This window comes from Chitinophaga japonensis (assembly GCF_007830125.1).
GTDB classification, from domain to species: Bacteria; Bacteroidota; Bacteroidia; order Chitinophagales; family Chitinophagaceae; genus Chitinophaga; species Chitinophaga japonensis.
In genome coordinates this window covers 1,868,727-1,895,041 of the sequence record NZ_VLLG01000003.1, presented here as the reverse complement: position 1 = coordinate 1,895,041, position 26,315 = coordinate 1,868,727, and the positions used below count along the sequence as shown (strand labels likewise).

Sequence of the window (26,315 nt, the reverse complement as noted above, 5' to 3'; positions counted from 1 at the left end):
AATAGTAAAATGAAAATGATAAATGTAAAATAATAAATGTAAAATGTAAAAGTTGGAGACGATGCTTCAAGGAAGCATGATTGCCTTAATTATACACGGCTACCAACTTTTACATTTTACATTTGAAATTTTTCATTTTACATTCTCTTAATAGCTCACCGCCTTCGCGGCATTCACCTGCCCGCGGCCGAAATAGGCATCCTTGCCGGGCGCGCCGTAATCGCCGGCGGTTTTCTTCAGGACCAGGTCTACCAGTATCGGCGACATCAGCCGGGGATATTTCCCGTACAGCAATGCAGCTACTGCGCTGGCATGCGGCGCCGCCATGCTGGTGCCGGAAGACCATACATAGTAGAAGGACCCGGTAGAGGCCTCATAGCCGCCAATGCTGAACACGAAGTTGAATACGTATTCCGGGCGCACGATACCGCCTACATTCACCACCTGGAAATTGGGCGGCAGCGTGTAATTGCCGCCGGGCGCGCCGTAGTGCACGAATGACTTGCCATAGTTGGTAAAGATGGAAGGCACGTACAGGGTGGTGTCCTGGTTGATCCCCCAGCCCAGCGGACCGTTGGAAGCGATGGACAGCACGCCGAGGCAGGCGGCCGGATAGGTAATGAAGTTCTTTTCCTCGTCATAGTTATAGCCGTCGTTGCCGGCAGCCGCCACTACGGTCACGCCGCGCAGGTTGGCGTACACAGTGGCCCTGTTCAGCGCCAGCACCAGGTCTTTGATGTCGCGGTTGTATTCCACCACGTAATCATCGGAAGGATCGTCGGGCGTACCGTTATCGTCTGTAAAGGTCCTGCGGGGCAGCTCTCCGCCCAGGCTCATGTTGATCACATTGGCGTCGTGGTTAACGGCGTACATGATCCCGTCGATAATGCCGCTCCAGGGGCCGGAGCCGGCATCTGTGAGGACTTTCACCAGTATCAGTTTGGCTTCCGGCGCTACGCCCACTACGCCGAAATCGTCGTCCAGCGCGGCAATGGTGCCGGCAACATGCGTGCCATGGCTGAAGCCTTCAGCGCCCTGGTATTGTACATCTTCCCCTTCAATGAAGCTGTGGCTGAGAATAATGTTAGGGGCAATTTCGGAATCGTTCAGCAGGAAGCCGCCATCCAGCACCGCTACTTTGGCGCCGCGGCCCTTGTAGCCTTTACGCCAGGCATCGGGCGCATTTACGGAGCTCAGGCCCCATTGCAGGAAGGCCAGGGGGTTGGTGCCGATGCTGGCCTGCGACTTGGCGTAAGGAGCCGTGGCAGGCGCTGCCGCCTTGTTAAACTCCCGGGATTTGTAATGCTCGGTGGGCAGCCGCCAGTTCATGACCAGGTCTACCACCACGGACTGCACGTCTGCGATCTTTCTTGCTTTTTCGGGGAAGCTGGGGTCGGGGGTTTGTACGTGGATCAATCCTATTTCCTTAATGGCTTCTTTCAGCCTGAAATCTTTCACGCCCAGCTTGAACAGGCTGGCTGAAATGCTTTCCAGCTTGGCGCCTTCCCGTGCAATGACGATAAAGCCGCGGTCCTGCCGGGGGCCTTGCGAGGTATTGAGGGAACCGTTGATCACATGCAGGTCTTTTTTACAGGAGCTGACAACCAATAGCATTAACAGGGGTAATGCGAGGGGTAAAAGGGGATTTTTTCTCATAGTGATAAGTTTTAATAAGTAAAAGGAGACTACGTAAGGGAATTACAACAAAGTGCTGGCTACATATCATATATAAGTTCTACAGTTACATAGGGCCAAATGAATGTACTCAAATTATCCGGAATAAAAAAGGCCGGATCGGGCGTAAGGCTGCGAAGACGGGCCGGCCGGCTTAGCCCGGCTGCTGGCCCTACCGGAGGATACGTTCAAAGAACAGGTGAATAATACCCGGAAAAAATAAAAAAACGGTTTCTTTGCATTTATCATGTCATTATTCATCACATCGCTGAACTCCGGCAGTAACGGCAACTGCTACTATATAGGGAATGATACGGAGGCTGTGCTGGTAGACGCCGGTATTTCCTGCAGGGAAACGGAAAAGCGTATGCGACGGCTGGGCTTATCCATGCAGCAGGTAAAGGCAATCTTCGTTTCACATGAGCATACGGACCATATCCGGGGCATTCCGATCATCGCCAAAAAATACCGGCTGCCGGTATATATTACCCATGCTACCCTGTGCAGCGGGGGGCTTTCCCTGCGGGCAGAGCAGGTAGTATCTTTCAGCGCCTACGCGCCGGTGCAGGTAGGCAGCCTGACCGTAACCGCTTTCCCCAAACACCACGATGCTTCAGAGCCGCACAGCTTTGTTGTAAGCAATGGCCAGGTGAACATCGGGATTTTTACGGACATCGGCGCGCCCTGTGAGCATGTGATCCAGCATTTTCAACAGTGCCACGCGGCGTTCCTGGAAGCCAACTATGACGAGCAACTGCTGGAGAATGGCAGGTATCCTTACTATTTAAAAAAACGCATCCGCGGCGGCAAGGGGCATTTGTCCAACCACCAGGCGCTGGAGCTGTTCAAGACCTACCGTCCTCCTTTTATGAGCCATCTGCTGCTTTCGCACCTTTCTGCCGAGAACAACCACCCGGACCTGGTGCAGGCTTTATTTGACGAACATGCCAACGGGATCGAGATCGTGGTGGCCTCCCGTTTCCAGGAAACGGCCGTGTATGCTATTGGTACGGCGGCGGTGCAGTACCGGCAGGGAGACCTGTTTACGCAATAATTCCTGTTGCGGCATACCTGCTCCCGCGTGTGTTGCCTGACCGTCGGCAGTAATTAAAATACTTGCCGGCAGATGCATAATTGCTGCGTTTGAGACATTTACGAAAGAATATTTGCATGGAATATTTGGAAGAAAAAAATTAATTCCTATCTTTGCACTCCCGCAAAACGTTGATGGGGAGATGATTCCGTAGCTCAGTTGGTAGAGCAATACACTTTTAATGTATGGGCCCTGGGTTCGAGTCCCAGCGGAATCACAAAGCCACTTTTCAAAAGTGGCTTTTTTGTTTTAAACCCGTGTAAAATCAACGGTTTCCACAAAAAAGCATAACAAAGAGGCACAAGTAATTACAGGTGTAAAGGGTACCTATTCGGGTACCTGTTTTCTTTCGCGACATTTGGTACCCGAGTAACCCTTGACGTTGGTGCAAGTAGGGTTTTAGGTATTTGTTCACCTAAAAATGTTATGTGCGATGAAGGTTAATGAAAAACTCTCCATTTTGTTGATCCTGGAGAAATCGAAAATGTCCCAGGACGGGAAAGCTCCCATTACCGTAAGGATCACTATTGACGGCAAAAGGGCCGAACTCTCTCTCGGCTTAAAAACCACCCCGCAAAACTGGAACCAGGAAGCTGGCAGGGCCATAGGCAATGCTGCCGATGCCCGACAGATCAATGCGGTTATTGACCGCGTTAAGGCAGCCCTTAAAAAACACTATGACATGCTATGTGCACAGCATGATTATGTTTCCGCAACCATGGTAAAGATTGCTTTCCAGGGTAAAAAGCCCGTAGAAAGCAAGACCCTTTTGGAAACGCTTGGGTTTATGATCGAAAAGCTCGAAAAGAAAGTAGAGAAAGGCAAACGGGCAAAAGGCACCTTGTCCCGCTGGAAAACCACTAAAGCAAAAGTCGCGGATTTTCTAGGTTCCGAATACAAGCGTAAAGACATTCTCCTGGATCAAATCGTATATGCCTTCGCGGAGGACTTTGCCGACTACCTGACGCTGGAGCAGGGTCTGGAAAACAATACGGCCATGAAATACCTCAAGAACGTAAAGCAGACCCTAAAGGCTGCCACGGAAAGAGACTGGCTGGATAAAAGCCCTTTGGCCGGGTATAAATGCTCCTATTTCAACCCGGAAAGGGATATACTGGACGAAATGGAGATCATGCAGCTTTATCACAAGAAACTGCCTATTGCCCGGCTTGTGGAGGTCAGGGACGCCTATTTATTCATGTGCTTTACTGGCTATGCTTATAAGGATGCTTCCTTATTGCAACCGGCCCACGTTACCAAACACTTCGACGGCGAGGATTGGATTATCAAAAACAGGGAAAAGACCTGGTGCCGGGAAAATGTGCCCTTGCTGCCGATAGCTAAAGAGATAGTGGAACGATACAAGAACAACGCTTATTGCATTGCTAACAATGTACTGCTGCCCATAAAGAGCAATCAGAAGATGAACAGTTACCTGAAAGAGCTTGCAGAACTATGTGGTATTGAAAAGAACCTTACCACCCACACCGCCCGTCATACCTTTGCCACCACTGTTACCCTTGCCAACGGTGTACCACTGGAAACGGTTAGCGCCTTATTGGGCCATAAATCTATCCGTACTACGCAGATCTATGCCAAGATCGTAGCGAAAAAGATAAGCCAGGATATGCAGGCGTTAAAGCAGCGGTTAGAGTTGAAAATGCCGGTGTCTATGCTGAAAAAGAAGGCGGTGTAAAAATAAGATAAGCCTTTCTTATTGTAGAAACTATTCAAGCTTTAACCGCGAAGAATAAACAATAGAAAGGCCGAATGATCCGTGGCTTGCTATTTTATGATGATACGAGGTAATAAAAATATCTCCTGTAATGATATGTTTTTATAAAAAATAAGGTATTTTTAGCGTTAAATGCCTTAAGCAATGAACCGCATCAAAGAAGTATTGGAAGAAAAGGGAATTAAGCAAACATGGCTGGCAGAGCAACTTGGGAAAAGTTACAATATGGTGAATAGCTACGTGCAGAATCGCAAACAACCCAAACTCGAAATTCTTTACGAGATAGCCCGAATACTTAATGTGGAAGCAAAAGAATTGCTTGTTGACTTAAAAAACACCTAGGTTTATGTTTATAAAAAGTGTACACATTAAGAAATTTAGGGGCTTCAATGATGTTAGTTTTATTTTAGGTACAAATCTAACCGTTATTGCTGGACAAAACGGTACTCAGAAAACTACCTTGCTAGGTATTTTAAGCCAACCATTTACTATTACAGATAAAGAGAATCCTCTCTATGGTGAAAGACCCCTTTGTGGAGGCAACTACAAATCTTTGTTCAGTGAGAAGTTCAAACTATCCGACGCTTTTGACACGCCTCAAAGTCATGAGTGGACACTCCATATAAATGATGATGAAGATCCGGAGTTTACTGTGGAGAGTATTAAAAGAGATTCTGGTATTCGGTTCTGGAAAAAGGGAGACCGTTCTAAGGGATCGGGATACATTCAATTACCTGTAATTTATCTGAGTTTGTCTAGGTTATTCCCTATAGGAGAAGATACAGGAATAGGTACAAGCAAAGAGATAGTTCTTACAAATGACGAGTTTAATTTCTATAAAGATTGGCATAATAAAATTCTAATTATCCCAGACGTTGAAATGACTACTGTTGATTACTTGGTAAGCAAGCAGAAAAACACTTTGGGTGTAAATACTGAATTTTATGACTGGAAAATGAATTCCGCTGGGCAAGACAATATCGGTAAGATATTACTGGCCATTCTATCTTTTAAGCGTCTAAAAACTGCTCACGGTGCCGCATACAGAGGAGGAATTTTAGTAATCGATGAATTAGACGCTACTCTGTATCCGGCATCGCAAATAAAACTCATTGAAGCTCTAAGAAAATTTTCTTCCCAATTGAATTTGCAAGTTATTTTTACTACACATTCCCTAAGTATTTTGGAAAGGGCTTGCGAACTTCATCAAGATCAACACCAAAAGGATCAAGTGAAGGTTGTCTATTTGCAAAAAATCGACTCCAAAGTTAAAGCCCTTGAAAACGTATCCTTTGATGTAATTAGAAACAAACTAAACGTTGCATTAGCAATCCAGCCGCCAACAAGGAAAATTCCCGTATTTACAGAAGATAGTGAAGGAGAAATTTTCTTTAGAGCAATAATAAAGAGAAGAAGCTCTGGTCTGGAGTTCCTAAATTGTACATTAGGTTGTGATAACCTTATTGAATTGTCACGAAAAAGGATCAAAGGGTTTAAGTTCCCTGAATCACTAATAGTTCTTGATGGTGATGTTAAGTCTGAATCTTCTAAAATGAGGAGAATAAATCAGCTTGACAATATCATTATACTCCCAGGACAAAAATCTCCTGAAAGGATACTAGCTGAATTTCTCCATGGTCTTTCTGATGAATCACCTATTTGGGATAAAATTCAACATGGCTATAGTAAGCAACATGTTTTTCAAGATTTTACTTTAAAGGAAATACAAACAAACAGAGATAAAGCTAAAGCTTGGTTCAATTCTCAAAAGCAGTATTGGGGCAGGAATTGTACCAATGTGATAAATCCATGGATAGAAAACAATATTCAGGAGGTAGAGGAATTTATTTCAGAATATGAAATCTTATTAACCAAGTATAAGAATTATTAACCACCTATTCATTATGGAACAAAAAGTTGAATATATAAATATTAAGGACTTGGTTCTCTGGACGGAAAACCCCCGTGATCCTATTGATGCCCGTGCAAAAGATCAAGATATTGTTGATAGGGCAATCGAAGACAAGTCTCTTAAATGGTCTTTATCTAAATTAGCTAAAGAGATGGGCGATTACTATGATTTTAGTGAGTTGCCTACCGTTGTCTATCACGGGAAAAAACCATTAGTATATGATGGAAACCGGAGAATAATTCTTGGTAAAATAAAACATGGATGTGTCACGATCCCCAAAGGCACAGCCCTTCAAATCCCCGATTTCCCTTTAGAAATTCCATGTAATGTATGCACAAAAAAGATAGCATTAAATAACGTATACAGAAAGCATAGTGATACCGGATCTTGGCAGCCTCTAGAGAGGGATATATTTTTACATAAGTTTATGGGAGAAGAGAAAAGCCCTTTTCTGGTTTTAGAAGAAGATACACGAATTATTAGTAATAACCCTCATTTAAATCAACGTTTTGTAAAAGAGGAAATATTTAAAGAGGATATTCTGAATTCTATTGGATTCTTCATAAAAAGGGGAAGGTTAAATAGCATACATGATGACGATGATGCAAGGGCTATTTTATCAGATATTTCAGAAAAGATAAAGGCAAAAACAATCAGCACAAGAGAGAATAGAGGAAAAGTAGTAGAGGTATTAGAACCGACCTCACAACAAATTATAGACAGGAACAAAGATAATAAACTTCATTTATCTAAAATACGATTTGACGAAACCACGGAAAGACAGAAAGCATCTCGTCTTTCTAGACGCATTGTAAAGAAAGGTGTTGAGTTGTTTGGAGGAAAACTATATCTTAAAATCGGTGAAGTCAGCAACCTTTATCGGGACATAACCGACTTATATATATTTTACACTTCTCGAAAAGATGAGCTTTCAAGCTCTTTCCCAGGCTTGATTCGTATGTCCTTGCGCTTACTTTGCGAGACGGCAGCAAATAGTTGTAAAAAGAGACTTGAAGACTATTTGAAGGACAATTTTGAGGAAGCAAAAAAAGAAATAAATCAAGATATCAAAACTTTGCTGTCCAATCAAAATGTGAAAAAAGAAAGTATTGTTCAGTTGTTGCATACTGGAGCCCACAACTATCAATCTACATCAAATATTGAGCAAACGATCGCCATCTCAATTATTATAGGATCAATCTTAACGTTAACACATGGAAAAGAAGGTTAACACTAACTATTATTCACCTTTGCGATACCCCGGAGGGAAAAATTGTATTTTTTCTTTCGTTTCAAAACTGTTCTACGAAAATAATTTTATTGGCTGTAGTTATGCGGAGCCTTATGCAGGTGGAGCAGGGTTAGCACTACGATTGCTATTTGAAGGGTACGTAAATCATGTTTATATAAATGACTTAGATCGCTCAATTTATTCATTTTGGTTAACGATATTAAACAGACCAGAAGAATTTTGTGAATGGATTAGCGAAGTAGAAATAACAATGAAAAATTGGCATAAGTATAAAGAATTTCAAAAAACAGCGTATGAGTTGGATGAGTTTGAACTTGCTAAATCAACTTTTTTTCTGAATAGGACGAATGTGTCCGGAGTTATTAAGGGGGGTGTTATTGGAGGCCAAAATCAGACCGGCAAATATAAGATTGATGCTAGATTTAATAAACAAGACTTAATAGAAAGGATTAAGCGGATCGCCGAACTGAGAGATAGAATAACACTAACTTGTATGGATGGCCTAACATTTATTAACAAGATGAATCGAATCAATGAAGAAGTCTTTATATATCTAGACCCTCCATACTATCAGAAAGGAGCAGATTTGTACATGAATTTCTATTCTAATAGTGATCACCAAAAGCTGTCAAGGCAGGTCTTAAAAATGAAAAAAAAGTGGATGGTTTCATACGACAATCATGATTTTATTCTAAATCTCTATGCCCAGGAAAGGAAAATTCTTTACAAACTTTCACAGGCAGCCTCCAATAGAGTAGGTGATGAAATAATAGTATTTTCAAAGGAAATTAATTTTACGGAATCCGTAAAAGCATTAAAATCACCAGTGATATTAAATCAAATTTAGACCTGACGCCAAATAAAACGGTACTTGTGGCAACATCTCGAAGACATAAAGCTCCTAAAGATGATGAGTATGGATATTGGTTAGACTGCGATTACATGTCCGGTGCGTGTTACTCTTTTGAGAACAGCAAAAGGCATTTACTTTATGCAGACATGGCCCAAACGCAAAAGGATTATGGTATTGGTGTATCTCATTTGGTTTTAGGTATCGAAGAAATGATAAAGTCCTTGTTGCTAATATCTTCTTATGTTTATCCATATTTGCTTAAACCAAATGAGAAACAAGACCTGTTTATAAAACACGACTATAAACATTTAAATATAAAGGAGTTTCTAACATCACTATCTGATCCCAATATTGAATCTTGCCACCAAAATCCTTTCGATGGCGGCTCAGACAATAAGCTTCAAACAGTAGCACACTTTTTAAGTAAAGGGCTTAGGTTAGGCTCGTTACAACCGATAGAAGTTAAACAGCTTATTGAATTGATGAATAAAGCCAATACCTTAAAGAATTGCGGTTTTTATGTCGACTACCGGCATAAATGGGTCTTGCCCGATAACATCAGTGGAAAGCAATTTTTGAAGTACCATGACTTAGCAAAAAGGTTGCGTAGTTATATTGAACCAGTGTTTACCATCCCAATAACCGATGAGCGATTTCAAAGATTTATTGATGGAAACTGGATTTAAAAATAAAAGTTGGTACGACCAAATATCATTATTTCATTTTTTCTCAGAACCCTGACTACAGAAGAGTTTTTACAGCCCCCGGAAGCTGTTTTGAGCTGCGGAGAATATTTCGAGCAGCTCAAAACACAACTTGCTATGTTCCGGTGAACATAAAATCCGCCCTTCGGGACGGATTAATTGTAGCAAAAAAACAGCTTGGCGTTGTTGTATCTACTGCCCGTATCCGTGCCGGGAAAACAACCAATATAGCCAAACCCAACAGACAGATAGTACACCGCCGCGAAGTCCTTTTATCACTATCTGCGCAATATATTGCATCAAATCATTATAGGACATCCCAGTCCCAGCCTGCCTTACCGCACTATTTCTTTCAGGTATGGCCCTTGGTGATACTTTTCTAATTTCTCCGGCCCTACCTTAGCCCTTCCTGCCTCCAAACCTCCCGTTCCAAAAATCGCAGCGCCAGCGAACGCCAAATCGTTCCGCTCAGCGCCATACCTGCTTCTGGGCCTTTGCCTCATACTAAGTTTGTACAGAGGGCAGCAAGAAGTAGGCAGTAAAGGATTGAAAGAGCAGCTAATGGCTAATACTACAGCCTGATAAACTATCGTGCCGCTTGCTTTATGCTTCGTGAATGATAAGGTGAAGAAAGATAAATGTGTACCGCTTAAAACAGGTAGAAGTATGAACAGTCAATCAGAGAAGAGGATCACCAGGGACCAGCTTGTAACCATAAGTGACCTGGAACAGTTAAAGGCAGAGCTGATAGATACCATGAAACACCTGCTTAAACCCGGAGGGGCTACTGCCGCCAAACCCTGGTTAAAATCCGATGAAGTGCGAAAGCTGCTGGGCATATCGGCGGGCAAGCTGCTGACGCTTCGCGCCAACGGCACCCTGCCTTATACCAGGATCGGCAATGTGATCTATTATAAGATCGAGGACATCCAACAACTTTTCGAGCGTAAAATTCCATCCCGATGAAGTGCAAAAAGTTCTCTTTCCTGGGCTTGGGGCGGCACCTGCCGCCCTTGTTCCATCATGTGGAGATCTACTTTCTGCAAAAGGGCTGCAGCGGTAACGAGGCCGCTACCTTCTTCCGGCATTACCAGGCAAGGGGCTGGAAAGGCGTAAAAGGAAAGCCTGTCCCGAGCTGGAAAACGCTGGCCTGCGACTGGATATACCTGCTCAAACGGAACGCCTACCAAAAAAAAGCGCTGTATGAAAAAGCTAACCTGTACCCAGGCCAAACAGATTGACCTGGTAGATTATCTGCACTCCCTGGGTCACCACCCGGTGAAAGTGCGCCATAATGATTACTGGTATCTGTCCCCGCTCAGATCGGAAAATACCGCTTCCTTTAAGGTGGACCGCCGGTTAAACCTATGGTACGATCATGGCAGCGGTCAAGGCGGCGACCTGATAGACTTCGGGACGCTATACTTTAACTGCCCGGTAGGCAGTCTGCTGGCCCGCCTGTCTGCCGGATGGCCGGCCCCCTCTCTTTCTTTTCACCCGCCCAAACATCCTGCGGGTGAAAAGAAAGCCGCTCCGGGCAGCAAGATCACTGTCCTTTCCAGCCGCCCCCTGGCTGATAAATCCCTGCTGGATTACCTGCAAAGCCGCTGCATTCCGCCAGCACTTGCCGCCCGTTTCTGCAAAGAAGTGGACTTTCATTTGTACGGAAAGCAGCAAAAAGCCATAGGCTTTTCCAACAACAGCGGCGGCTATGAACTGCGCAGCAGCAGTTTTAAAGGCAGCAGCTCCCCGAAGGATGTGACCCTTATTAATAACAAGGCAGGAGCGCTTACCGTCTTTGAGGGCTTCTTTAATTTCCTGTCTTTCTTCACCGTCAACCAGGAGCAACAGCGACCATTGACAAATTGTCTTATCCTCAACTCACTGGCTTTCCTGGAAAAAAGCCGCGCCCTGATGGAGCAATACCCCAGGATACACCTCATGCTGGACAGGGACGACAGCGGCAGGAGCTACACCCAAAAGGCCCTGAAATGGGACAGGGAAAAGTATATAGACCGCAGTGATTTTTACCAACATAAAAAGGACTTAAACGACTGGCTTATCCGGCAGCAGCGAAGCCCCGGGGAGCAGCGGCGGCTACGCCAGCGCTTTTGACGCTGACGTAGCCAGCTATGTTTTGGGAAGCCCAAAACCGCTGGCCCCCCTCATGCTATCGCATTCGGGGGGCTGGTCCGGCTGGATAAAGGTGTTCCTGATGATTAAAAGATCGCTATATGGAAGCAGAGAAAGTGAGGAAGAAGAATAAAGGGGGGCGACCCAAAAAGCTGGTCAAAAGGGAGGCCTGTATCAGTGTGCATTGCAGCCTGACCGAGAAAGAAGACATCGAGAAGAGGGCCAAAGCAGTGCTCCTGGACGCTTCCAATTACCTGCGGGAGATGGGGCTGACCGGAAAAATTGACAGCAGCCACAGACCGCTGCCGGGGGAAGTGCTGGAATTTACAGGATTGCTGAACCACCTGTCGGCCAACATGAACCAGATCGCCAGAAAACGGAACAGCAATGACGTCTTAAGCGACCAGGATTGTACCACCTTGATGGATCTGGCAGTAGAGATAAAGGCATTGGTCACGGAAATAAAAAGCTATATACGATGATCGGGCGTGTAACAAAAGGTAAATCCTTTTCCGGTTGTATCCGCTATTGCCTGAAGGATAAAAAGGGGCTTTCCGACCTTCAGAAAGCGCAACTTTCCCTGAAGGATAACTTACAACATAAGGACCGGGCAGAGGTCTTATTCTACAATAGATGTAGCGGAAATACCAGGGAGCTGGCAAGGGATTTCAGGGAGGTAGCCGCCCTAAGCAGCCGGGTAGAAAAGCCGGTATTGCATATCTCCCTGCGGCTGGCGCCGGGTGAAACCCTTTCTAATGATAAATGGATGGAGATAGGCCAGGCCTGTGCCGCGGAATTTGGCGTGGAAGATCACCAATATATCTGCATACTGCACAAGGATGCCGCACAACCGCATATTCACATCGTAGCCAACCGGGTAGGATTCAATGGCAAGGCGGCCAAGGACAGCCAAGACTACAGGCGCACCGCCGCCCTCTGCCGCAGGCTGGAAAAACAGTATGGCCTGCGGGAAGTCCTTAGCCCCCGCGCCTTTCTGTCGCCCAAAGAACGGCTGCTGCCCCGCAGCGACAAACGTAAGGAGCAACTTAAAACGGATGTACAACAGGCTTTGGAAAAGTCCGGCACTTACAGGGAATTTGAGCAGCGCATGCAGGCTTTGGGCTATACCGTCATCAAAGGCAGGGGTATCTCCTTTGTGGACGATAAAAAGGTAAAGACCAAAGGCAGTGACATTGGCTACTCCCTGGCTACCCTGGAAAAAGCCCTTATCCTGAATCAGCGGTTGCCGCAAGGGCAACGCAGCAAGAGCGGAGCGTATATCTCTCCCGTAGCTGAGGCATGGCGCAGGAAGAAGAAAAAAGGAAGGGGTATTTAAACGCTCTCTTATTAAACCCTGGAACGGGATGCCAGGTTGCTTTATAAGGTAGTATTTGGCTCCTGGTTTCTTTGGCTTACTGCAATGCCATTACCATCCAATTTCTATACATTCGGATTACCGGATCGACAACCGGAAGGAAATAATATAGGGACAACTGGACACCCACAACAGGAGAAACCACATACATCGTCACTGGAGAAAAGAGAAGGCATTTGCACCAGCGCATCAGGCAAATGACTGTAATAATTACAGGTTATTGCCTGTAATAGCTAGTAAACAATAGCTATAGCTTTGCACGGAAAATTTTCATTCACAATAAAACCACCCAATCATGCTTAAACAATCTATCGCAATGGGCCTTGTCACGGCCTTATTGGCTGTAGGATGCACTAAGAAGGCCACGGAACAAACAACTACCCACCCGGCCAAAGGTAATCTGCAAACAATGTCAGCTCCTGCCTTTACGTACTACACGTTCGGCACAGACATTACGGAAGATGATCTTCTAGCTAATCCGGACGACCCGGCTGAAGAAGCATTTAACAAAATTGACTTTGCAATGACGCTGGGGCTATTGGAGATATATAATAACCATCCGGCAATAATGGCCCAACTCGTAAGCGATATCAATGGGACACGCAACAAGATATATAGTTTGCTTACCTTTGCCAATGATAATCCTACGGTAAACACAATCTTCAATACCATATTTGCGCAACGTTTCGAGGACTTTTCAAATTACACTAACTGGCAGGACTTCATCGATCAGAATTATCATTACGATACTACCTATACGCCATTCGTACACTTTGCCAATATCGGCGCTAATCTTGACGTTAATTTACAACCTTATGTAGCGGCACCGTTTGAAATAAATGAAGAGAAATTTACTAATTTCTCCAACCACATTCCGGTATGGATAGGTGACGGTAACGGCGGCACTAAATTAACAGCGGTGAATGAACCAATGGCTAAGCAAATATTCAATCCGTTGGTCCTGGTCAGTAATGCCAATTTTGGCTGCGAGGAGTCCATATACAACCCTATCTATGAAGAACCAGTCCTGCCGCCGGTAGTACCCATGAGCTGCGGACTGCCCCCGACCCAACACCTACATGAACATTTGAGCCAGACTAAGTTTAAGATCAATCATCGTTATGAACGTACAGGTCAATCGGATGTTACATTTATATGGGTAGCACGGTTGGCGTATTTGCCCTCTAACAACAACTGGGCAGACTATACGGTTACAGGGTCGGAAGGGAAAGATGTGCATAAGAATGACATCGGTAAGCTGATCGACTACGAATTTGTTATATTTACACCTGACATGTTTCAATCCCCTGGTTGTTTTGAAATAGAGTTAATGTCCCTTTCACAGCAACTTTATGAAGGCTACGCTTTCGGCGTTTATGAAAAAGACTGGTACTCTACCTTTAAAAACGTAATGAACGCTAAAAATAGTTCAGGTTGGGAAACCTGGAAGGGAAGAAGAAAATTTGAAAATGAATGGTATTACTTTAACCCTGCTGATAATAATAGCTATAATTTTGCCCAAAGGAACCCTACCAGGCACAGTACCTACACCAACTACACCAAAGGTGAAATTAGATTACACAGATGGGACTAATCAAAATATTATTCCGACCTACCTTTGCGCTACTGCTTTTGAGCGGCGTAGCCAATGCCCAATCCATTGAACTTGGAGCCGGGATTAATCATCTATCTAACGGCTTTCATTTGACCTACCAACTGCCCACCCAATCCAGGTGGGCAGTTGGTGCCGGTTTAAGGGTAATGGTCAATACCTACTCGCTCAATGAGAATCGTCAGAATCATGTTTATTACCAGAATGGCTATGCCTCTAAATTGTGGGAACATTTTGGCCTCGTCGGCAAGTTTCGCTACCGCATATTCCATTATCGTGGCCTGGGTCTTCAGGCTTCGGGCAATGTATTACTGACCTGGCATAGTTTGAAAGCAAAAAACTATTTATTAACTCTCCCGTCAGGAACTTACGAGCATGATATATTCTACACCAAGCCTGGTCTTGCACTGGAAGCAACAATTGGCCTTAACCTCTATTATGACATCAGCAGTAAGATAAGGATTAATGCCGCTTCAGGTTTGGGTGTAGTATTACTGAATTACTCTCGTTATTCAGAATCACTTGTAACCGGAAGAATTCACGAAAGTTTTCGCATGGCAAAATATCAAGGTAGGTTAGATATTGAATATGTTGGGCTGGACGGCTTGCCCATGATGTATGTAGGTGTAGCCTACAAATTGCCATAAATATCTATAGCGGATCATCCGGCCAAAAATCTTTCGGGGAACATTTCAGAATCCTGGCAATTTCGTTCAAGTGCCGCACATTATATTTTGTCCTGTATTTACTGCTTTCAACATTGGACACAAAGCTGTCCGCTGCTGAAAGTGCCTGCGAAAGCGCCAGTTGGGATATTTTAAGTTCCTGTCTTTTCTTCTTTACCTGCTCTATTACATAGAGATCAATATCTGATGCGTGCGGCTTACTTTCCATAAATATTTTGGAGTGTAAGCAAGGTTTTATACAGGCTGCAAACAACCTAACATGTTAGGTTGTTTTCCCTTTTTGTATTATATTGCTACTCCGAGAATCATTTAGCAGGTACAAAACTATTCATTAATTAAAAAATATACGAATATGACCAAGACCTAAAAAATTCTAACTTGCGGCTTTAAAATATTAAGCTGCTTCTGGAATCTCACCTGCGAACCTAGGAAATTCTAACAGGGATGGGATGAAAGGAGAAGGCTTGCGTCTTGAAAAAGGCGTGGGCTTTTCTTTGTCCGTCCCAAACCTTCCTAGGGGTCGCAGGCGGCGAAGTTAAGTTCCGCGCCTTATTCAATTTAGGGCGGTTCTCATTATGAAAATCTAAAACTTGCCCTTATGTCCGCACTCAGCATGCTCCTCACTCCCCTGCAGCATTCCGCCTATATACAAAAGCTGGTCACAGAACGTACCGGGCATTTGCGCCTGGAATTACAAAGGATAGAAACCTTCCTGAAGGCATGGAGCCATGATATTGGTATGCCTATTCATGGAATGCAGGCAGCAATAGCCCTGCTTAAAAATGTACAGGACAGCAACGACCTCATAAATGTGCTGGATATATTAAACACGAGTTGCCTGATGCTGAATGATATCCACAGTAATATTGGGGACTTTCTTAACGGCCATACTGATACTGTACGTACTGAAAATATCGTATTAGCTACTTGGCTACCGCCAGTTGTCCGTATGTACCGACCATTAGCTACAGCTAAAGGCATCCGAATAGATTTAAATATGAACCTTGATCCTGCTTTTACTTTTAATGGCGATAAGCTGAAGCTAACGCGGGTTATTTCCAATCTGCTGGGGAATGCCATTAAATTTACCCCGGATACCAAGGACAGGGCCATTACGGTAAGAGCCTACAGCAAAACAAACCTGCTTTACTTTGAAGTACAGGATGAAGGAATAGGCATCCCCGAAGATAAACTGGTCACTATTTTTCAACCCTACGTCCAGCTAAATACCAACGAACCGGGGCTAGGTATCGGACTTTCCAATTGTCAAAGCATTATAGAGCAGTTGCAGGGTACTATTTCTGTGGTCAGCAAGGTTACAGAAGGCAGTATGTTTACCATTACACTGCCGCTATAGTCGTCATTTCCCGGAAATGTACCCTATACACCTATTGGAGCTATTAACCAACCCACATAAAACAAAAGCAAATGGAAAACAGAACAGAAGGTTTACTCGTAAAAATGCCGATCAGTGTTTCACCAAACAATGTTACTATGAACGGTGACACTGCCAATGAAAATCCCCCTGAAAGTACCGAGCAAAAGAAAAGGAAGAGAAAACGATACCGGCCAATTATGCCTAGCATATTGTATAATATCTATACACTAGCAGAAAGTTTTCCCAATAAATTCAGAGATCGAGTTTGTGCAGAATGTAGCTGGTCAATACCTACTTTTTACAGGAAGATGCGTATGCTGGATAAGGTAAGCATAAAGGATAAGACCAAAAGAGTGCCATCTATATCCAATGCGGAAAAGGAACGGATCATTCACATTTTTGACGAAGTACACGCGGAAACAAGGGCGCAGTATGACGAGTACAGACAATTGCCCAATAAGCTTGCATCATAGCGGTTGAATACCTTACACAGATTAGCCACAAGGCCGTTCAAGTTTGAGCGGCCTTGTCCTTTGTTGGAGCCTACGTTTTGCTCCGTTGAAAGGCGAAATTCCTTATCTTTGTTAGTATAGTTCTTGCTAAAACGCTACAAACAGCTACAAAGGCAAAGGGTACCTTTAAGGGTACCTGTAATTATCCAGCGCTGCAATACACTAAAAGTTAAGTGGTTATAAAATAGTTGATCGTCCCCAGCGGGATCACAGGAATTTCTTGAAACCCGCCATAGTGGCGGGTTTTCTATTTCTACTCTATAATTTACTCTATAAAAGCCGTGAGGGGCCTTTTCTGGTGGACGTAGCTTTACAAAGAGCGAACTATCTAGACGAATTTACAATTAAATTAACAGATATCAAACGTCTCCAATACTATCTTACTTTAGTAAATAAGACAATCTTATAACAAGATTGTTCCTTTTTTGCATACAAATATCAAAATAGAACATATTCATTATCCGACACAAATATTTATATAACTCTTTTTTTATGGTAACCCTTTTTACACATGGGGGCGATAGACAACGACCATTTAATTAAAGCTTCTGCAGGTGAATTACTCATTACGATAGTGTTTGTTGTAAGAAGGCTGCGCGAAGATGTCTTCTTTGAGTGTCGAAACTATATAAAGTAGCAAAAAATTAAAATCATCTTTAAAATCCGATTCCATCCTTATCGCCTATATATCCAATGTATACTTTATGATTACTTGCTTCTGGGAAAAAGTATAACCTAAATGGTTCACTCCCAAAGTACCATTTAGCGTGCAAGTTAAAAACACGTGGTCCTAATTTCGGGCATTCAAAAGTCCGAAGGGTTTTAGTATCCTCAACTCTTTTAGGAGTATCAGGTGAGCAGTTTAATCCGCAACTTTTAAAATCAAAGGCACCAGATGTCCATTTTTGGGTAAAATTGTTTAATCGACTCAATTTTTCTATAATCAATTTGAACCTATCATCACCAATTGATAGATGTTGGATTTGGCCTAAAACATTGTCACAAAAAATAAGATTGGGATAAAGAGATTCCCTAGCATCCCAAAAAGCCCGTATGGATGTGTAACCAACGGCGGCCCCACAAATAGTTTTAAAAGATTTAAAAGTTGTACTATCTGTAATCTGTTTGGCCGAAGAAATCGGTATGCCGGAAAATTTTATTCCCTTAAACGCATTGCAATCTCCTGGAAAATGTCTGTCAAACTGTATTTCAGAATCTATATAATCCGGGTACTCACTTAGCGAACCAAAAAATTTGGGAATTAACCGCTGAATTTCTGCCGAGACGATACTAAAATAAAAATCAGTAATAATACCTAATCCATTGTTATGCGTCCACAAAGAGGAATGCATCATCAAAACATCTGTTTCGTTATTTTTCTCAGTCAAAATCGTATTCAAACTGGAAATACCATTTTCAAATTCAGAGATAGATGTTGTATTCAGCGCATCGTTTAGTAAAAAGAAATTGTTCATCCCATTCGGAGTTTGAAAAGGGTTGCGTAGTCAATTTGCATCTGGTCAAAGAAGCCTTTAGGCCATTCAGTTAGCTCTCCTTTCTCTGAAATTGTAATGGGTAATACATCTGGTTGAATGTTTCCGTCTTTATCACTGAAGTAATTTATTGTCAAAAATTGATGCTGCAAATCGCTTTTTGCAACTGCTATTTGCAAACCGTTAATGATATGATCACTATGCGTTTCAATTATTACATGCACTCCTGCATTTGCAACCATTGCTAAAAACTTCCCTATTTTTGATTGTGCAGATGGATGCAAGTGAGCTTCAGGGTTTTCTACAATGAAATAACTTTCCTTTTTTGCTACTAGGCCTGTTGCAATAATAGGGAGTATGTAACTGATGCCAAACCCAATATTAGTTGCTATTGTAGGATCTCCTTTTGTATATATATTTTCGACTTGAATTTGAGAAGTGAATGTATCAGCATTCTGTTTCGCAGTAATTCTCACTCCTGGCATAATATCATTAAGCCATTCATTGACCTGAAATTCCAATCCTGGATTTGTGGTATTGCCAAAGAGCCTTTCTTTCTCTACTGGTAAATATCCGCTACGTTCAGAAATCAATTGAGCTACAAATTCTCCTTGCCAACCCGCGTTTGGGTAATCAAAAAACTGAATGCTTTGGCTTACTCTGGGTCCTATTCGTTCGGCATTAAGGTAATAGAACTCCTTTTTTAGTATTGGCATTGTTGCAGCAGAATAATCCGTTTGTTTTACGGCTGTTAGGAAGAGTTTAGGCTCTAGGTTATCTGCAACATAATCAACAATCATTTCCTTTTCTTCTGAGAAAATGCCAATTTGTATCTCATTTTTGTCAGATGTTCTATTTATCAAATGTGCGCTATTACCTAATGTTAGTAGGAAAGATGCGTTCAATGGCACATTGATATTAATATCTGGTCTTTCCGAGACATAATAATCTTCAAATAGTCTAAAATTCTCTTCTATTGTTTGACGCAAAAAAAGTAGGGCCTGAATTGTAGTGCTTTTCCCATTTCCATTAGCGCCTGCCATTAATGTCAATCTATTGAGATGAATATCTATCTCCTGAAAGCATTTAAAGTTGTTTATTCTTAAAAAATACATATTAATAATTTAGATTAGCAGAAATGAGATCATTTGCGGCCTTAAATGCACTCTGAATGTTTGCTTTTGAATTCGTTCCATAAGTCAAATACATCAACAGCTCATTATCATTAGTTATTCTTTCTGCTAATGGATAAACAAGTGCGTCCTTTTTATTCTTAGTAACAATTGTATCGTTGTCAAATTGAGCTAATAATACTGACCAGGATACAAATAGCGCCTTATTAATCAATTGACGCCTTGCTCCAGGTTTTAGATGATCTATCAAACATTTTCTAAAACTATAGTCTCCGAATAAATGCCATGCATTTTTCATAGCATTATCAAATAAGGAGATATAATATTGATAGTTGAACGATTTATTTTTACTCAACAATTCTGTATAAGTGTTTAATTCGTAATCAATATTGCCGCTATAATTGTTTAATGATGGATCTTCATTATGTTTTGTATAAAAAACAATGAATCTGAGCGCTAGTTCTTGGGCTTCCATCCTTACGTCTTTTACACTCCAACCTGTTGCACTATAAAAACTATCAAGTCGCGCCATTTCTCTTAGAGCAGATCTCAAACTGCCGCTTGCGAGGCAGTTCCGTATTTCCTGTGCATTTAAAGGTTGCCCTCCTGTGTTAATTCTTCTGAAAATATCATACTTTAATTTGAAAGGGGAAGAAGGATCAATTACATTCACAGTAATTTGCGTCATGTTAAACCATCTAAAATATTTGGGGTCAATTGACTTATTTTTTTCAGAGTGATTGTAATATTTACCACCACATTTATCTTGTAAATACTCCAAATTATTGAGCGAAAAATTGTTGTCCATAAATTCTCGAATGGTGCTCAACCGCTGCAAACCATCCACAACAGAGATTTTTCCATCTTCATCCTGTGCAAAATAAAACATTGGAAGAGGTATTCTCAATAAAATTGATTCAATAAGACGTGATTTGCGCAAATTATCCCAAACTAAATTTCGTTGAAAGTCTGGGGAAAGATCTATATCCCCCATTTCTATCATATCGTAAATTTGCCGTAATGAAAAAGGTTTGGTATCGACTCTTATTTTTTCAGGATCATATGGGTTGGTATCCAGGTCATCTATTTCATTATCTTCCGTTCCTATGGATGCTTCCATCGGATTAATGAGCAGTAAAAGCTCATCTAATTTTTCTTGTAATAATTCTCCGTCTTCATCTATTTCTAAGGACTGTTCCAGAATTTGGAATCGATTATCCTTTAACTCCAGCTTTAAATAGACATTCCCTCCAACAAGTGGTACCAATCTATATATGTTGACCTCATCAGGCTTATCAGAAAAGTGAATTGTTTTTAATCTTATTTCCTGACCCGATTTCAATTTGACGCTCATTTCCATAGATTCAATGTGTTCAATTTATTATAATAATTATTTTTCTTGATAAAGGTTATAATAATAGCTTTAAATCCTCTATAGTTTAGCTCGAAATTGATACCATAGAGTTTACTGGATTCTTCGGCCCGTTGTGTAACCGGATATCTTACCTTATTTCTCGCAGCAAGTAATTCTTTGTTTGCTCCTTTAGGGTATTCGATTACGCTTAAACTCATAAGTTTCTTTTTTTTATTACGTAAAAATAGTATATTTCGGTAAAGGATTTGTGTATGAAACAGATTTTGATGAGCCTAAAAACCTTTTTCACCTTCGACCGTCCCCTTGAAAATACCTACATCCAGCAAGCATTTGTAACCACCCATGAGAATTACCGCAAAGACTACCCCGGCTGGAGCACAAGCGCCACCCGGAAAAAGGTCATTGCAAACTACTGGATTAAACACGTTTTAACTCATTTTGGTGCATTTTATCTGGTATCGGTGCTTATTGCGTTACCATTTAGTACCAATTTTAACCAGTTTGCATTCCCAGGCTTCTTTTTGGCGGGAATGATTAGTCTATCAGTCTTAACCTTCTGGCTATACGGCCAACTCTTTTACGTCGATTTCCTACCCAAGCTGGACACTATCATAGAGAACTATGAAGGCAAGCAGCTACAGCACTTCAAAAAGTGTCAGCGAGCGCAAATGTCCAATTTTGCTGCGGCGGTCGTTTATTTCGCTTTCGCTAATGCCAGTGGACTACCGATTTCGGGGGTAACCCGTCAATATGGAAGGCTGTTAACGCACCTGTTCGGAAAAGACCCTGATGCTATGCATGAAGACTTAAAGCTGATTACCTGTAAAGCGAAGAAGCTTTCCCCTCACCAGCAAACCGAGATTGAGAAAAGCCTGGAAGAAGCCCGTAGCTTTTTTGAGGGTATCGAATTTCCCTATGGGATTGAGGTTGTGGCAAACCTAGACAGGAAATTTAAGAAGCGTAGTTCTACGTAAAGATCATGCCAAATATTGTCAAGCCCGTTAAAAGTATACTTTCCTTTTTACGGGCTTGTTGTTTTGCTATAGTTGCAGAAAAATCTTTGAGCTATGCAAGACAATGTGAACAAAGGAAGTACAGCAGCGCCGATGTTATTTCCCTATGAACCGGCGCAGTTCTGGCAAAGCGTCCGCCAGATTGTACGTGAAAAAGTGCAGCAGGCAGAAAAGGTCCGATCAGTAGCCCCGACCTATGAAACCCCTGGCCTCACCTACAAGCCCCTGTTTAAGATCGCAGAGGTTTGCTCCATGTTCCAGGTATGCCGCCAGACTATTTACGACTGGATCAAGGACGGCAGGCTAAAGCCCTATAAGATCAAATCCAGGGTTTATTTCCTATGGAACGACATCCAGCAACTACTAAAACCGGAAGATGAACGCAGGGGTTGCCCGGGAGATTGACGGGCAGCTTCGCTACCCGTCTGCGGAGATCGTACAGGTGGCAAGGCCGCCTGTACGCGGATTCGGAACGGGCTTCGCTCCGTTAGCGAGCGGTGTTTTTGCTCCGCAAAAACGCGCTCGCCCCCCGCTCCCGTTGGTCGCCGTGGGGGAATGCAGCGAAGCTACCAGGAAACTTTTAAAACCGTGAAGAATGGAAAACACCGTGAAAAAGAAAAAAGGGAAGGGCGGCAGGCCCGCCAAAAATGTGAAACTGGAGGTCCGCTCCGGGGTCCGATTCAGCCGGACGGACTTCTTTATTGTGAAGGAAAAAGCCCGGAAAGCCCGGATGCGTTATACGGTTTATATCCGGCACATGGCAATACATGGACAGGTAACAGCCCGGCTAAGCCAGGAAGAAAGGCAGGATTTCCGGCAGCTCAGCGGTATGGGTAATAACCTGAACCAACTGGCAAAAATCGCCCGCAGGGATGGGATGCTGAGCGCTATGGTACTGTTTGAAAGCTACCGGGAGCAATTGGATGGCATTTTAAACCGGATTCGACATGATCAGTAAGGTAATAACCGGCAAGACCTTTTACGGCTGCTGCCGCTACGTGTGCAGGGACGAGCGCCGGGCGGTGGTGCTGGACGCCGCCGGGGTAAGGGATTATAACTACAGGTACATGGGGAATGACTTTGAGCTGAATAGGCAACAGTTACCGGAAAAACAAAAGGCCGTGTTTCATGGCATCCTCAGCTTTTACCCCGGTGAGCAGCTAAGCGATACCCTGATGGTGCAGATCGCCCAGGAATATCTTGATAAGCTAGGAATCACTGATACCCAATATGTGATTACCAAACACACGGACAAAGATCATCTACACCTGCACGTTATCGCTAACCTGGTTAGCAACCAGGGCAAGGCTATCAGTGATAGCTGGATAGGGTTACGGGGCAAGAAGGCTGCCCAGGCATTAACACAGCAGTACCGGCTTATCCCGGCCACTGAAAAGAAGCTTGCTAAAACCAACCTGCAGGCCCTGAACAATGAAGAAAGCACCCGTTATGAAATATTCCAGGCAATCGAAACAGGATTGCCCCGGTGTAACAGTCTTAATGAACTGGAAGCCCTTTTGCTAAGGCAGGGAATCGATATACAGTATAAGTATAAAGGTGACACAACGGAGATCCAGGGTATCAGCTTTAGGAAAGGCCAGTATTCATTTAAGGGCAGCAGCATTGACCGAAAATTTTCCTTTGCCGGATTACAGAAGGTCATGCAGCAAAAGGAGGTCAAACAACAGCAAATACCGCCAAGTCCCCGGCGTGGAATGCGCAGATGAAACCAAATCATTTCAAAACAATTAAAACGATGATATTATGAGTGAGGTATTAATGCAAACCATAGTAGATAAACTAAACGAGATAGATGCAACCGTAGGTCAGCTAAAGGAGAAAATGCCTACAGTCCCCGACTATAGCAGACAATTGACAGCTATTAATCAATCTATCACCCAGGCGCAGGAAAGTGTTGTCAGCCTGCCCCTGCAGTTAAAATTCCCTACAGCCGCCGTCCATACATTGACGCAGCACCTGGAAGTAAATAATGATCTGCTAAGGCGGCCACCCAAACAGGAAATACGACACCACCATCATCTAGCAAAAGGCATTATTGCCAGCGGTGTATTGGGGCTGCTATTGATTATATGCGCCTGCTGGATATACCGGCTGTATGAAAGGCAGGATAATTACAAGGCAAATGACATTAAATACCGTTATCTGAAAATAGAGGGGACTTCATCTTTACAGGCTTTGCTGTACAAAATGGACAGCCTCTACCACAAGGATATGAAGGCAATGAGGGATAGCGTGGTCCAGTGGGAAGCAGACCGGGAGCGGCGCATGGAGCTACAGGAAAAAGCCGCGCAGAAAGAACGGGAGGCCGAGTTACTCAGGGAGCAGGCACAACGTAAGTAGTGGTTGTGCAAAATAAACTGTAACAAATTCTGTTTCCATTGTTTGGAACCCCACGCCAGGGACACGGGGAGCGGCGCGTAGCTCCCCGGTTTATGGCAGTAATCCCGGCTTTCCGCCTGCCGCGGGCTTGCCCCTTTTGTATAGATGATTTTTGCAGCGCCAACACGCTACCCGGCGTTCACGGAAAAATCATCTATACAAAAGGGGCTTTTTCTCCCATCCCCCTCAGCAGCCGTCCTTTGCTTTATTTGCTGCTGGTGAAAAAGAAAAGCCACTGTTGCGGCAGCGGCTTTAATAATATTTATTGAGGAGACTGTTTATTTGATAGCGCCCTTCCTGGCTTTTGACAAAAGCTGATATAGCACTACATCGTCTACTTCAATGAGCCTGGATAGCTTAATGATCTCGTCCACCTCAAAAGTGCCAGGATTATTATAGTGTTTTGTTGATTTATAGTAATTGATCTTCAAATCTGCCCCAATTACTGATTTTGGCAGAATATCATAAATATCCTGGAAGTTTTTCAACTGCCCACTTTCGATTAAAGCCTTTACAGTTTTGTATCTCCTATCTTTTGCCATTAAAGCGAATGTAGAAAGAAGATCAACAATCTTATTTATAATGTCAATATTATTATATAAATAATATAAATATTGATAATTAATATCAGTATTTTGATATTTTCGCTTTACCTTAGCTTATGAAAACAAGCATACAGTTCTTATAAAGAAAATAATTTTAGCTTTGCTGTCTTAAAGTAATTAAGCGCATTGCTTTGATTCTCGTTCCGGACCGCCAAAAGAAGGAACACGAGATGAGGAGTGGTGCTCACGTCTACGGGCGTGGGTACTCGCTTGTCTGTGTTCCAAACCTTGGCGGTCCGGAGCGGCAAGTAGAGACCTGCGCTCTTTTTTATTTTATCGCTTATTCCCAGCCCCGGTCTCTCTCAAAGAATTAGTAAAATTTACCAGGTGTTTTATGACCCAGCTTAAGGCTGCTTAAGATTGTTTTACCTAAACGAATAGGCTATGAACAATAATGACAAGTTATACCCCGAATGGCATGAAAAGCCACTCCGGCTTACTTTGGCCGAAATGAAAAACCCTATAGAAGTAATAGAAGGATTTTTTGAGAAATTTTCATTGCAAGATGTCAGAAGCCGCCTGAAGGACTTATTTACTGATGCAGTCTACTCCGGTGAATCAGAAACCGGGGTATACGATTACCTGACAATGCGTGAGAACCTGGAAAGGCTGACAGAGGCTGCTCACCTTATCCTGGAGAATAAAAAGCCAAGCCGTGATCTTCTTAAAAGTAACCATGAAACCGTCGTTGAGCAATTCATGGGCCTATTGGGGCATGAGCTGAACACTCAGCTATCCACTGCCATAACAGCTATTAGTTGCATCGATTCTTACAAGGACGAAAACACCGGCAAATACAGTATGGATGCCACATTTCACTTTAATGCTATCAAATCAACCATCACAGCCACTATTAACGTATTGAAGAACATGCTTGCTACTGCCAAGCTCAGCAGCGACAGTACTGAAATGACCGTTCAAAAAGAAACGTTCCGGGTTGTACCGTTCATAAATTCCTTTGAACTCCCCTTCTCGTACTACAAGGCTATCCACAGCAAAAAACTGGACATAAAGCTACAGCCTCTGGCGAGAGGTGAGCTTACTACCGATAAAGTTAAGTTAGAACAGGTAATATACAACCTGCTATACAACGCTTTTAAATTCAGTATTCCCGAAACCAACGTAGTACTGGATTGCAGTTGGAATAATTCCCGGATGATCATTAAGGTCAGCAGTATTGGTGAACGCATCCCTTCTGAAAATCTGGATATCATTTTTGAGCCTTACCGGCGGTTAGAGCAGGGTAAAGCAGGCACCGGATTAGGATTGTATATCTGCAAGCTGTATACAGAATTGTTAGGCGGGAACATAGCCGTAGAAAGCAGGGACAGTGGCCTGAACATATTTACCGTAGACATCCCCGACCGGCTTTAGACG

Annotated in this window: 28 protein-coding genes and 1 tRNA gene; 23 read left to right on the top strand and 6 right to left on the bottom strand. The window is 43.1% G+C overall.

From position 1 onward, the window contains the following. Positions 1-147 precede the first annotated feature (147 nt). On the bottom strand, positions 148-1,656 hold the full coding sequence (locus LX66_RS16790; RefSeq protein ID WP_145715510.1) for a S8 family peptidase: 1,509 nt from the start codon (positions 1,654-1,656) through the stop codon (positions 148-150). A 265-nt stretch (positions 1,657-1,921) separates the two neighbouring features. On the opposite strand from LX66_RS16790, the gene LX66_RS16785 reads away from it, so the two are divergent. The 15 genes from LX66_RS16785 (at position 1,922) to LX66_RS16715 (ending at position 14,990) form a co-directional block, all read left to right on the top strand. Further along, positions 1,922-2,728 carry an MBL fold metallo-hydrolase gene (locus LX66_RS16785; RefSeq protein ID WP_145715509.1) on the top strand — a complete coding sequence of 269 codons (807 nt, stop codon included), beginning with the start codon at positions 1,922-1,924 and terminating at the stop codon, positions 2,726-2,728. A 183-nt stretch (positions 2,729-2,911) separates the two neighbouring features. Beyond that, a tRNA-Lys gene (locus LX66_RS16780) sits at positions 2,912-2,984 on the top strand. A 216-nt stretch (positions 2,985-3,200) separates the two neighbouring features. Then, positions 3,201-4,463 carry a site-specific integrase gene (locus LX66_RS16775; RefSeq protein ID WP_158642656.1) on the top strand — a complete coding sequence of 421 codons (1,263 nt, stop codon included), beginning with the start codon at positions 3,201-3,203 and terminating at the stop codon, positions 4,461-4,463. Positions 4,464-4,646: 183 nt separating this feature from the next. Next, entirely contained in the window at positions 4,647-4,844 is a 198-nt protein-coding gene (locus LX66_RS16770) for a helix-turn-helix domain-containing protein (protein ID WP_145715507.1), read from the top strand. A gap of 4 nt (positions 4,845-4,848) precedes the next feature. Beyond that, complete coding sequence (locus tag LX66_RS16765; protein ID WP_145715506.1) at positions 4,849-6,393, top strand: ATP-dependent nuclease; 1,545 nt, start codon at positions 4,849-4,851, stop codon at positions 6,391-6,393. 13 nt (positions 6,394-6,406) lie between these two features. Continuing rightward, positions 6,407-7,645: a hypothetical protein gene (locus tag LX66_RS16760; RefSeq protein ID WP_145715505.1), complete on the top strand. Its 1,239-nt coding sequence runs from the start codon at positions 6,407-6,409 to the stop codon at positions 7,643-7,645. Next, positions 7,629-8,513 (top strand): DNA adenine methylase, encoded by an 885-nt coding sequence (locus LX66_RS16755; RefSeq protein WP_145715504.1) that lies wholly within the window; start codon positions 7,629-7,631, stop codon positions 8,511-8,513. Before LX66_RS16760 ends, LX66_RS16755 begins: the two co-directional genes overlap by 17 nt. A 26-nt stretch (positions 8,514-8,539) precedes the next feature. After that, positions 8,540-9,205 carry a hypothetical protein gene (locus LX66_RS16750; protein WP_145715502.1) on the top strand — a complete coding sequence of 222 codons (666 nt, stop codon included), beginning with the start codon at positions 8,540-8,542 and terminating at the stop codon, positions 9,203-9,205. Positions 9,206-9,889: 684 nt separating this feature from the next. Continuing rightward, positions 9,890-10,189 carry a helix-turn-helix domain-containing protein gene (locus LX66_RS16745; RefSeq protein WP_145715499.1) on the top strand — a complete coding sequence of 100 codons (300 nt, stop codon included), beginning with the start codon at positions 9,890-9,892 and terminating at the stop codon, positions 10,187-10,189. Continuing rightward, the gene (locus LX66_RS16740) at positions 10,186-10,464 is read left to right on the top strand and encodes a hypothetical protein (protein ID WP_145715498.1); all 279 of its coding nucleotides are present in this window, start codon (positions 10,186-10,188) and stop codon (positions 10,462-10,464) included. Before LX66_RS16745 ends, LX66_RS16740 begins: the two co-directional genes overlap by 4 nt. Further along, positions 10,427-11,338 carry a toprim domain-containing protein gene (locus LX66_RS16735; protein ID WP_145715496.1) on the top strand — a complete coding sequence of 304 codons (912 nt, stop codon included), beginning with the start codon at positions 10,427-10,429 and terminating at the stop codon, positions 11,336-11,338. Before LX66_RS16740 ends, LX66_RS16735 begins: the two co-directional genes overlap by 38 nt. Positions 11,339-11,457: 119 nt before the next feature. Then, positions 11,458-11,838, top strand: a complete 381-nt coding sequence (locus tag LX66_RS16730; protein ID WP_145715494.1) for a plasmid mobilization protein — start codon at positions 11,458-11,460, stop codon at positions 11,836-11,838. Further along, the gene (locus tag LX66_RS16725) at positions 11,835-12,692 is read left to right on the top strand and encodes a relaxase/mobilization nuclease domain-containing protein (protein ID WP_145715492.1); all 858 of its coding nucleotides are present in this window, start codon (positions 11,835-11,837) and stop codon (positions 12,690-12,692) included. Before LX66_RS16730 ends, LX66_RS16725 begins: the two co-directional genes overlap by 4 nt. Before the next feature lie 334 nt (positions 12,693-13,026). After that, entirely contained in the window at positions 13,027-14,325 is a 1,299-nt protein-coding gene (locus tag LX66_RS16720) for a hypothetical protein (RefSeq protein ID WP_145715490.1), read from the top strand. Further along, entirely contained in the window at positions 14,316-14,990 is a 675-nt protein-coding gene (locus LX66_RS16715) for a hypothetical protein (protein ID WP_145715488.1), read from the top strand. Before LX66_RS16720 ends, LX66_RS16715 begins: the two co-directional genes overlap by 10 nt. A gap of 4 nt (positions 14,991-14,994) precedes the next feature. On the opposite strand, the gene LX66_RS16710 is transcribed toward LX66_RS16715, so the two are convergent. After that, complete coding sequence (locus LX66_RS16710) at positions 14,995-15,237, bottom strand: helix-turn-helix domain-containing protein (RefSeq protein WP_145715486.1); 243 nt, start codon at positions 15,235-15,237, stop codon at positions 14,995-14,997. Between the two features lie 390 nt (positions 15,238-15,627). On the opposite strand from LX66_RS16710, the gene LX66_RS16705 reads away from it, so the two are divergent. Both LX66_RS16705 and LX66_RS16700 read left to right on the top strand, forming a co-directional pair. Continuing rightward, on the top strand, positions 15,628-16,386 hold the full coding sequence (locus LX66_RS16705; RefSeq protein ID WP_145715484.1) for a sensor histidine kinase: 759 nt from the start codon (positions 15,628-15,630) through the stop codon (positions 16,384-16,386). A 71-nt stretch (positions 16,387-16,457) separates the two neighbouring features. Further along, positions 16,458-16,880 carry a hypothetical protein gene (locus tag LX66_RS16700; protein WP_145715482.1) on the top strand — a complete coding sequence of 141 codons (423 nt, stop codon included), beginning with the start codon at positions 16,458-16,460 and terminating at the stop codon, positions 16,878-16,880. A gap of 695 nt (positions 16,881-17,575) precedes the next feature. Here LX66_RS16700 and LX66_RS16695 read toward each other — a convergent pair. From LX66_RS16695 to LX66_RS16685, 3 genes are read right to left on the bottom strand one after another with little or no spacing between them, the layout of a single operon-like run. Continuing rightward, on the bottom strand, positions 17,576-18,394 hold the full coding sequence (locus LX66_RS16695) for a hypothetical protein (protein WP_145715480.1): 819 nt from the start codon (positions 18,392-18,394) through the stop codon (positions 17,576-17,578). Continuing rightward, positions 18,391-19,527, bottom strand: coding sequence for an AAA family ATPase (locus LX66_RS16690; RefSeq protein ID WP_145715478.1), 1,137 nt, complete (start codon positions 19,525-19,527; stop codon positions 18,391-18,393). The genes LX66_RS16695 and LX66_RS16690 overlap by 4 nt, the downstream gene beginning before the upstream one ends. 1 nt (position 19,528) lies before the next feature. Further along, positions 19,529-20,905 (bottom strand): DUF262 domain-containing protein, encoded by a 1,377-nt coding sequence (locus tag LX66_RS16685; protein ID WP_145715476.1) that lies wholly within the window; start codon positions 20,903-20,905, stop codon positions 19,529-19,531. A 266-nt stretch (positions 20,906-21,171) separates the two neighbouring features. On the opposite strand from LX66_RS16685, the gene LX66_RS16680 reads away from it, so the two are divergent. The 5 genes from LX66_RS16680 to LX66_RS16660 all read left to right on the top strand — a co-directional run bounded on the left by LX66_RS16680 (position 21,172) and on the right by LX66_RS16660 (position 24,294). Next, entirely contained in the window at positions 21,172-21,894 is a 723-nt protein-coding gene (locus tag LX66_RS16680) for a hypothetical protein (RefSeq protein ID WP_145715474.1), read from the top strand. Between the two features lie 93 nt (positions 21,895-21,987). After that, positions 21,988-22,338, top strand: coding sequence for a helix-turn-helix domain-containing protein (locus LX66_RS16675; protein ID WP_145715472.1), 351 nt, complete (start codon positions 21,988-21,990; stop codon positions 22,336-22,338). Between the two features lie 190 nt (positions 22,339-22,528). Further along, complete coding sequence (locus LX66_RS16670) at positions 22,529-22,891, top strand: plasmid mobilization protein (protein ID WP_145715471.1); 363 nt, start codon at positions 22,529-22,531, stop codon at positions 22,889-22,891. After that, complete coding sequence (locus LX66_RS16665; RefSeq protein ID WP_145715469.1) at positions 22,881-23,660, top strand: relaxase/mobilization nuclease domain-containing protein; 780 nt, start codon at positions 22,881-22,883, stop codon at positions 23,658-23,660. The genes LX66_RS16670 and LX66_RS16665 overlap by 11 nt, the downstream gene beginning before the upstream one ends. 37 nt (positions 23,661-23,697) lie before the next feature. Then, positions 23,698-24,294: a hypothetical protein gene (locus tag LX66_RS16660; protein WP_145715467.1), complete on the top strand. Its 597-nt coding sequence runs from the start codon at positions 23,698-23,700 to the stop codon at positions 24,292-24,294. 317 nt (positions 24,295-24,611) lie between these two features. Here LX66_RS16660 and LX66_RS16655 read toward each other — a convergent pair whose 3' ends face one another. Next, entirely contained in the window at positions 24,612-24,875 is a 264-nt protein-coding gene (locus LX66_RS16655; protein WP_145715466.1) for a hypothetical protein, read from the bottom strand. 447 nt (positions 24,876-25,322) lie between these two features. On the opposite strand from LX66_RS16655, the gene LX66_RS16650 reads away from it, so the two are divergent. Further along, positions 25,323-26,312 (top strand): sensor histidine kinase, encoded by a 990-nt coding sequence (locus tag LX66_RS16650; protein ID WP_145715465.1) that lies wholly within the window; start codon positions 25,323-25,325, stop codon positions 26,310-26,312. Positions 26,313-26,315 lie beyond the last annotated feature (3 nt).

What these genes read in the sequence shown, in the direction of transcription:
- LX66_RS16775 (WP_158642656.1), top strand. Translation starts at nt 3,201, where the DNA reads ATGAAGGTTAATGAAAAACTCTCCATTTTGTTGATCCTGGAGAAATCG.
- LX66_RS16720 (WP_145715490.1), top strand. Translation starts at nt 13,027, where the DNA reads ATGCTTAAACAATCTATCGCAATGGGCCTTGTCACGGCCTTATTGGCT.
- LX66_RS16790 (WP_145715510.1), bottom strand. Translation starts at nt 1,656, where the DNA reads ATGAGAAAAAATCCCCTTTTACCCCTCGCATTACCCCTGTTAATGCTA.
- LX66_RS16675 (WP_145715472.1), top strand. Translation starts at nt 21,988, where the DNA reads ATGCAAGACAATGTGAACAAAGGAAGTACAGCAGCGCCGATGTTATTT.
- LX66_RS16680 (WP_145715474.1), top strand. Translation starts at nt 21,172, where the DNA reads ATGAAACAGATTTTGATGAGCCTAAAAACCTTTTTCACCTTCGACCGT.
- LX66_RS16760 (WP_145715505.1), top strand. Translation starts at nt 6,407, where the DNA reads ATGGAACAAAAAGTTGAATATATAAATATTAAGGACTTGGTTCTCTGG.
- LX66_RS16670 (WP_145715471.1), top strand. Translation starts at nt 22,529, where the DNA reads ATGGAAAACACCGTGAAAAAGAAAAAAGGGAAGGGCGGCAGGCCCGCC.
- LX66_RS16705 (WP_145715484.1), top strand. Translation starts at nt 15,628, where the DNA reads ATGTCCGCACTCAGCATGCTCCTCACTCCCCTGCAGCATTCCGCCTAT.
- LX66_RS16725 (WP_145715492.1), top strand. Translation starts at nt 11,835, where the DNA reads ATGATCGGGCGTGTAACAAAAGGTAAATCCTTTTCCGGTTGTATCCGC.
- LX66_RS16770 (WP_145715507.1), top strand. Translation starts at nt 4,647, where the DNA reads ATGAACCGCATCAAAGAAGTATTGGAAGAAAAGGGAATTAAGCAAACA.
- LX66_RS16660 (WP_145715467.1), top strand. Translation starts at nt 23,698, where the DNA reads ATGAGTGAGGTATTAATGCAAACCATAGTAGATAAACTAAACGAGATA.
- LX66_RS16755 (WP_145715504.1), top strand. Translation starts at nt 7,629, where the DNA reads ATGGAAAAGAAGGTTAACACTAACTATTATTCACCTTTGCGATACCCC.
- LX66_RS16700 (WP_145715482.1), top strand. Translation starts at nt 16,458, where the DNA reads ATGGAAAACAGAACAGAAGGTTTACTCGTAAAAATGCCGATCAGTGTT.
- LX66_RS16735 (WP_145715496.1), top strand. Translation starts at nt 10,427, where the DNA reads ATGAAAAAGCTAACCTGTACCCAGGCCAAACAGATTGACCTGGTAGAT.
- LX66_RS16715 (WP_145715488.1), top strand. Translation starts at nt 14,316, where the DNA reads ATGGGACTAATCAAAATATTATTCCGACCTACCTTTGCGCTACTGCTT.
- LX66_RS16740 (WP_145715498.1), top strand. Translation starts at nt 10,186, where the DNA reads ATGAAGTGCAAAAAGTTCTCTTTCCTGGGCTTGGGGCGGCACCTGCCG.
- LX66_RS16685 (WP_145715476.1), bottom strand. Translation starts at nt 20,905, where the DNA reads ATGGAAATGAGCGTCAAATTGAAATCGGGTCAGGAAATAAGATTAAAA.
- LX66_RS16745 (WP_145715499.1), top strand. Translation starts at nt 9,890, where the DNA reads ATGAACAGTCAATCAGAGAAGAGGATCACCAGGGACCAGCTTGTAACC.
- LX66_RS16765 (WP_145715506.1), top strand. Translation starts at nt 4,849, where the DNA reads ATGTTTATAAAAAGTGTACACATTAAGAAATTTAGGGGCTTCAATGAT.
- LX66_RS16665 (WP_145715469.1), top strand. Translation starts at nt 22,881, where the DNA reads ATGATCAGTAAGGTAATAACCGGCAAGACCTTTTACGGCTGCTGCCGC.
- LX66_RS16785 (WP_145715509.1), top strand. Translation starts at nt 1,922, where the DNA reads ATGTCATTATTCATCACATCGCTGAACTCCGGCAGTAACGGCAACTGC.
- LX66_RS16650 (WP_145715465.1), top strand. Translation starts at nt 25,323, where the DNA reads ATGAACAATAATGACAAGTTATACCCCGAATGGCATGAAAAGCCACTC.
- LX66_RS16655 (WP_145715466.1), bottom strand. Translation starts at nt 24,875, where the DNA reads ATGGCAAAAGATAGGAGATACAAAACTGTAAAGGCTTTAATCGAAAGT.
- LX66_RS16690 (WP_145715478.1), bottom strand. Translation starts at nt 19,527, where the DNA reads ATGTATTTTTTAAGAATAAACAACTTTAAATGCTTTCAGGAGATAGAT.
- LX66_RS16730 (WP_145715494.1), top strand. Translation starts at nt 11,458, where the DNA reads ATGGAAGCAGAGAAAGTGAGGAAGAAGAATAAAGGGGGGCGACCCAAA.
- LX66_RS16695 (WP_145715480.1), bottom strand. Translation starts at nt 18,394, where the DNA reads ATGAACAATTTCTTTTTACTAAACGATGCGCTGAATACAACATCTATC.
- LX66_RS16710 (WP_145715486.1), bottom strand. Translation starts at nt 15,237, where the DNA reads ATGGAAAGTAAGCCGCACGCATCAGATATTGATCTCTATGTAATAGAG.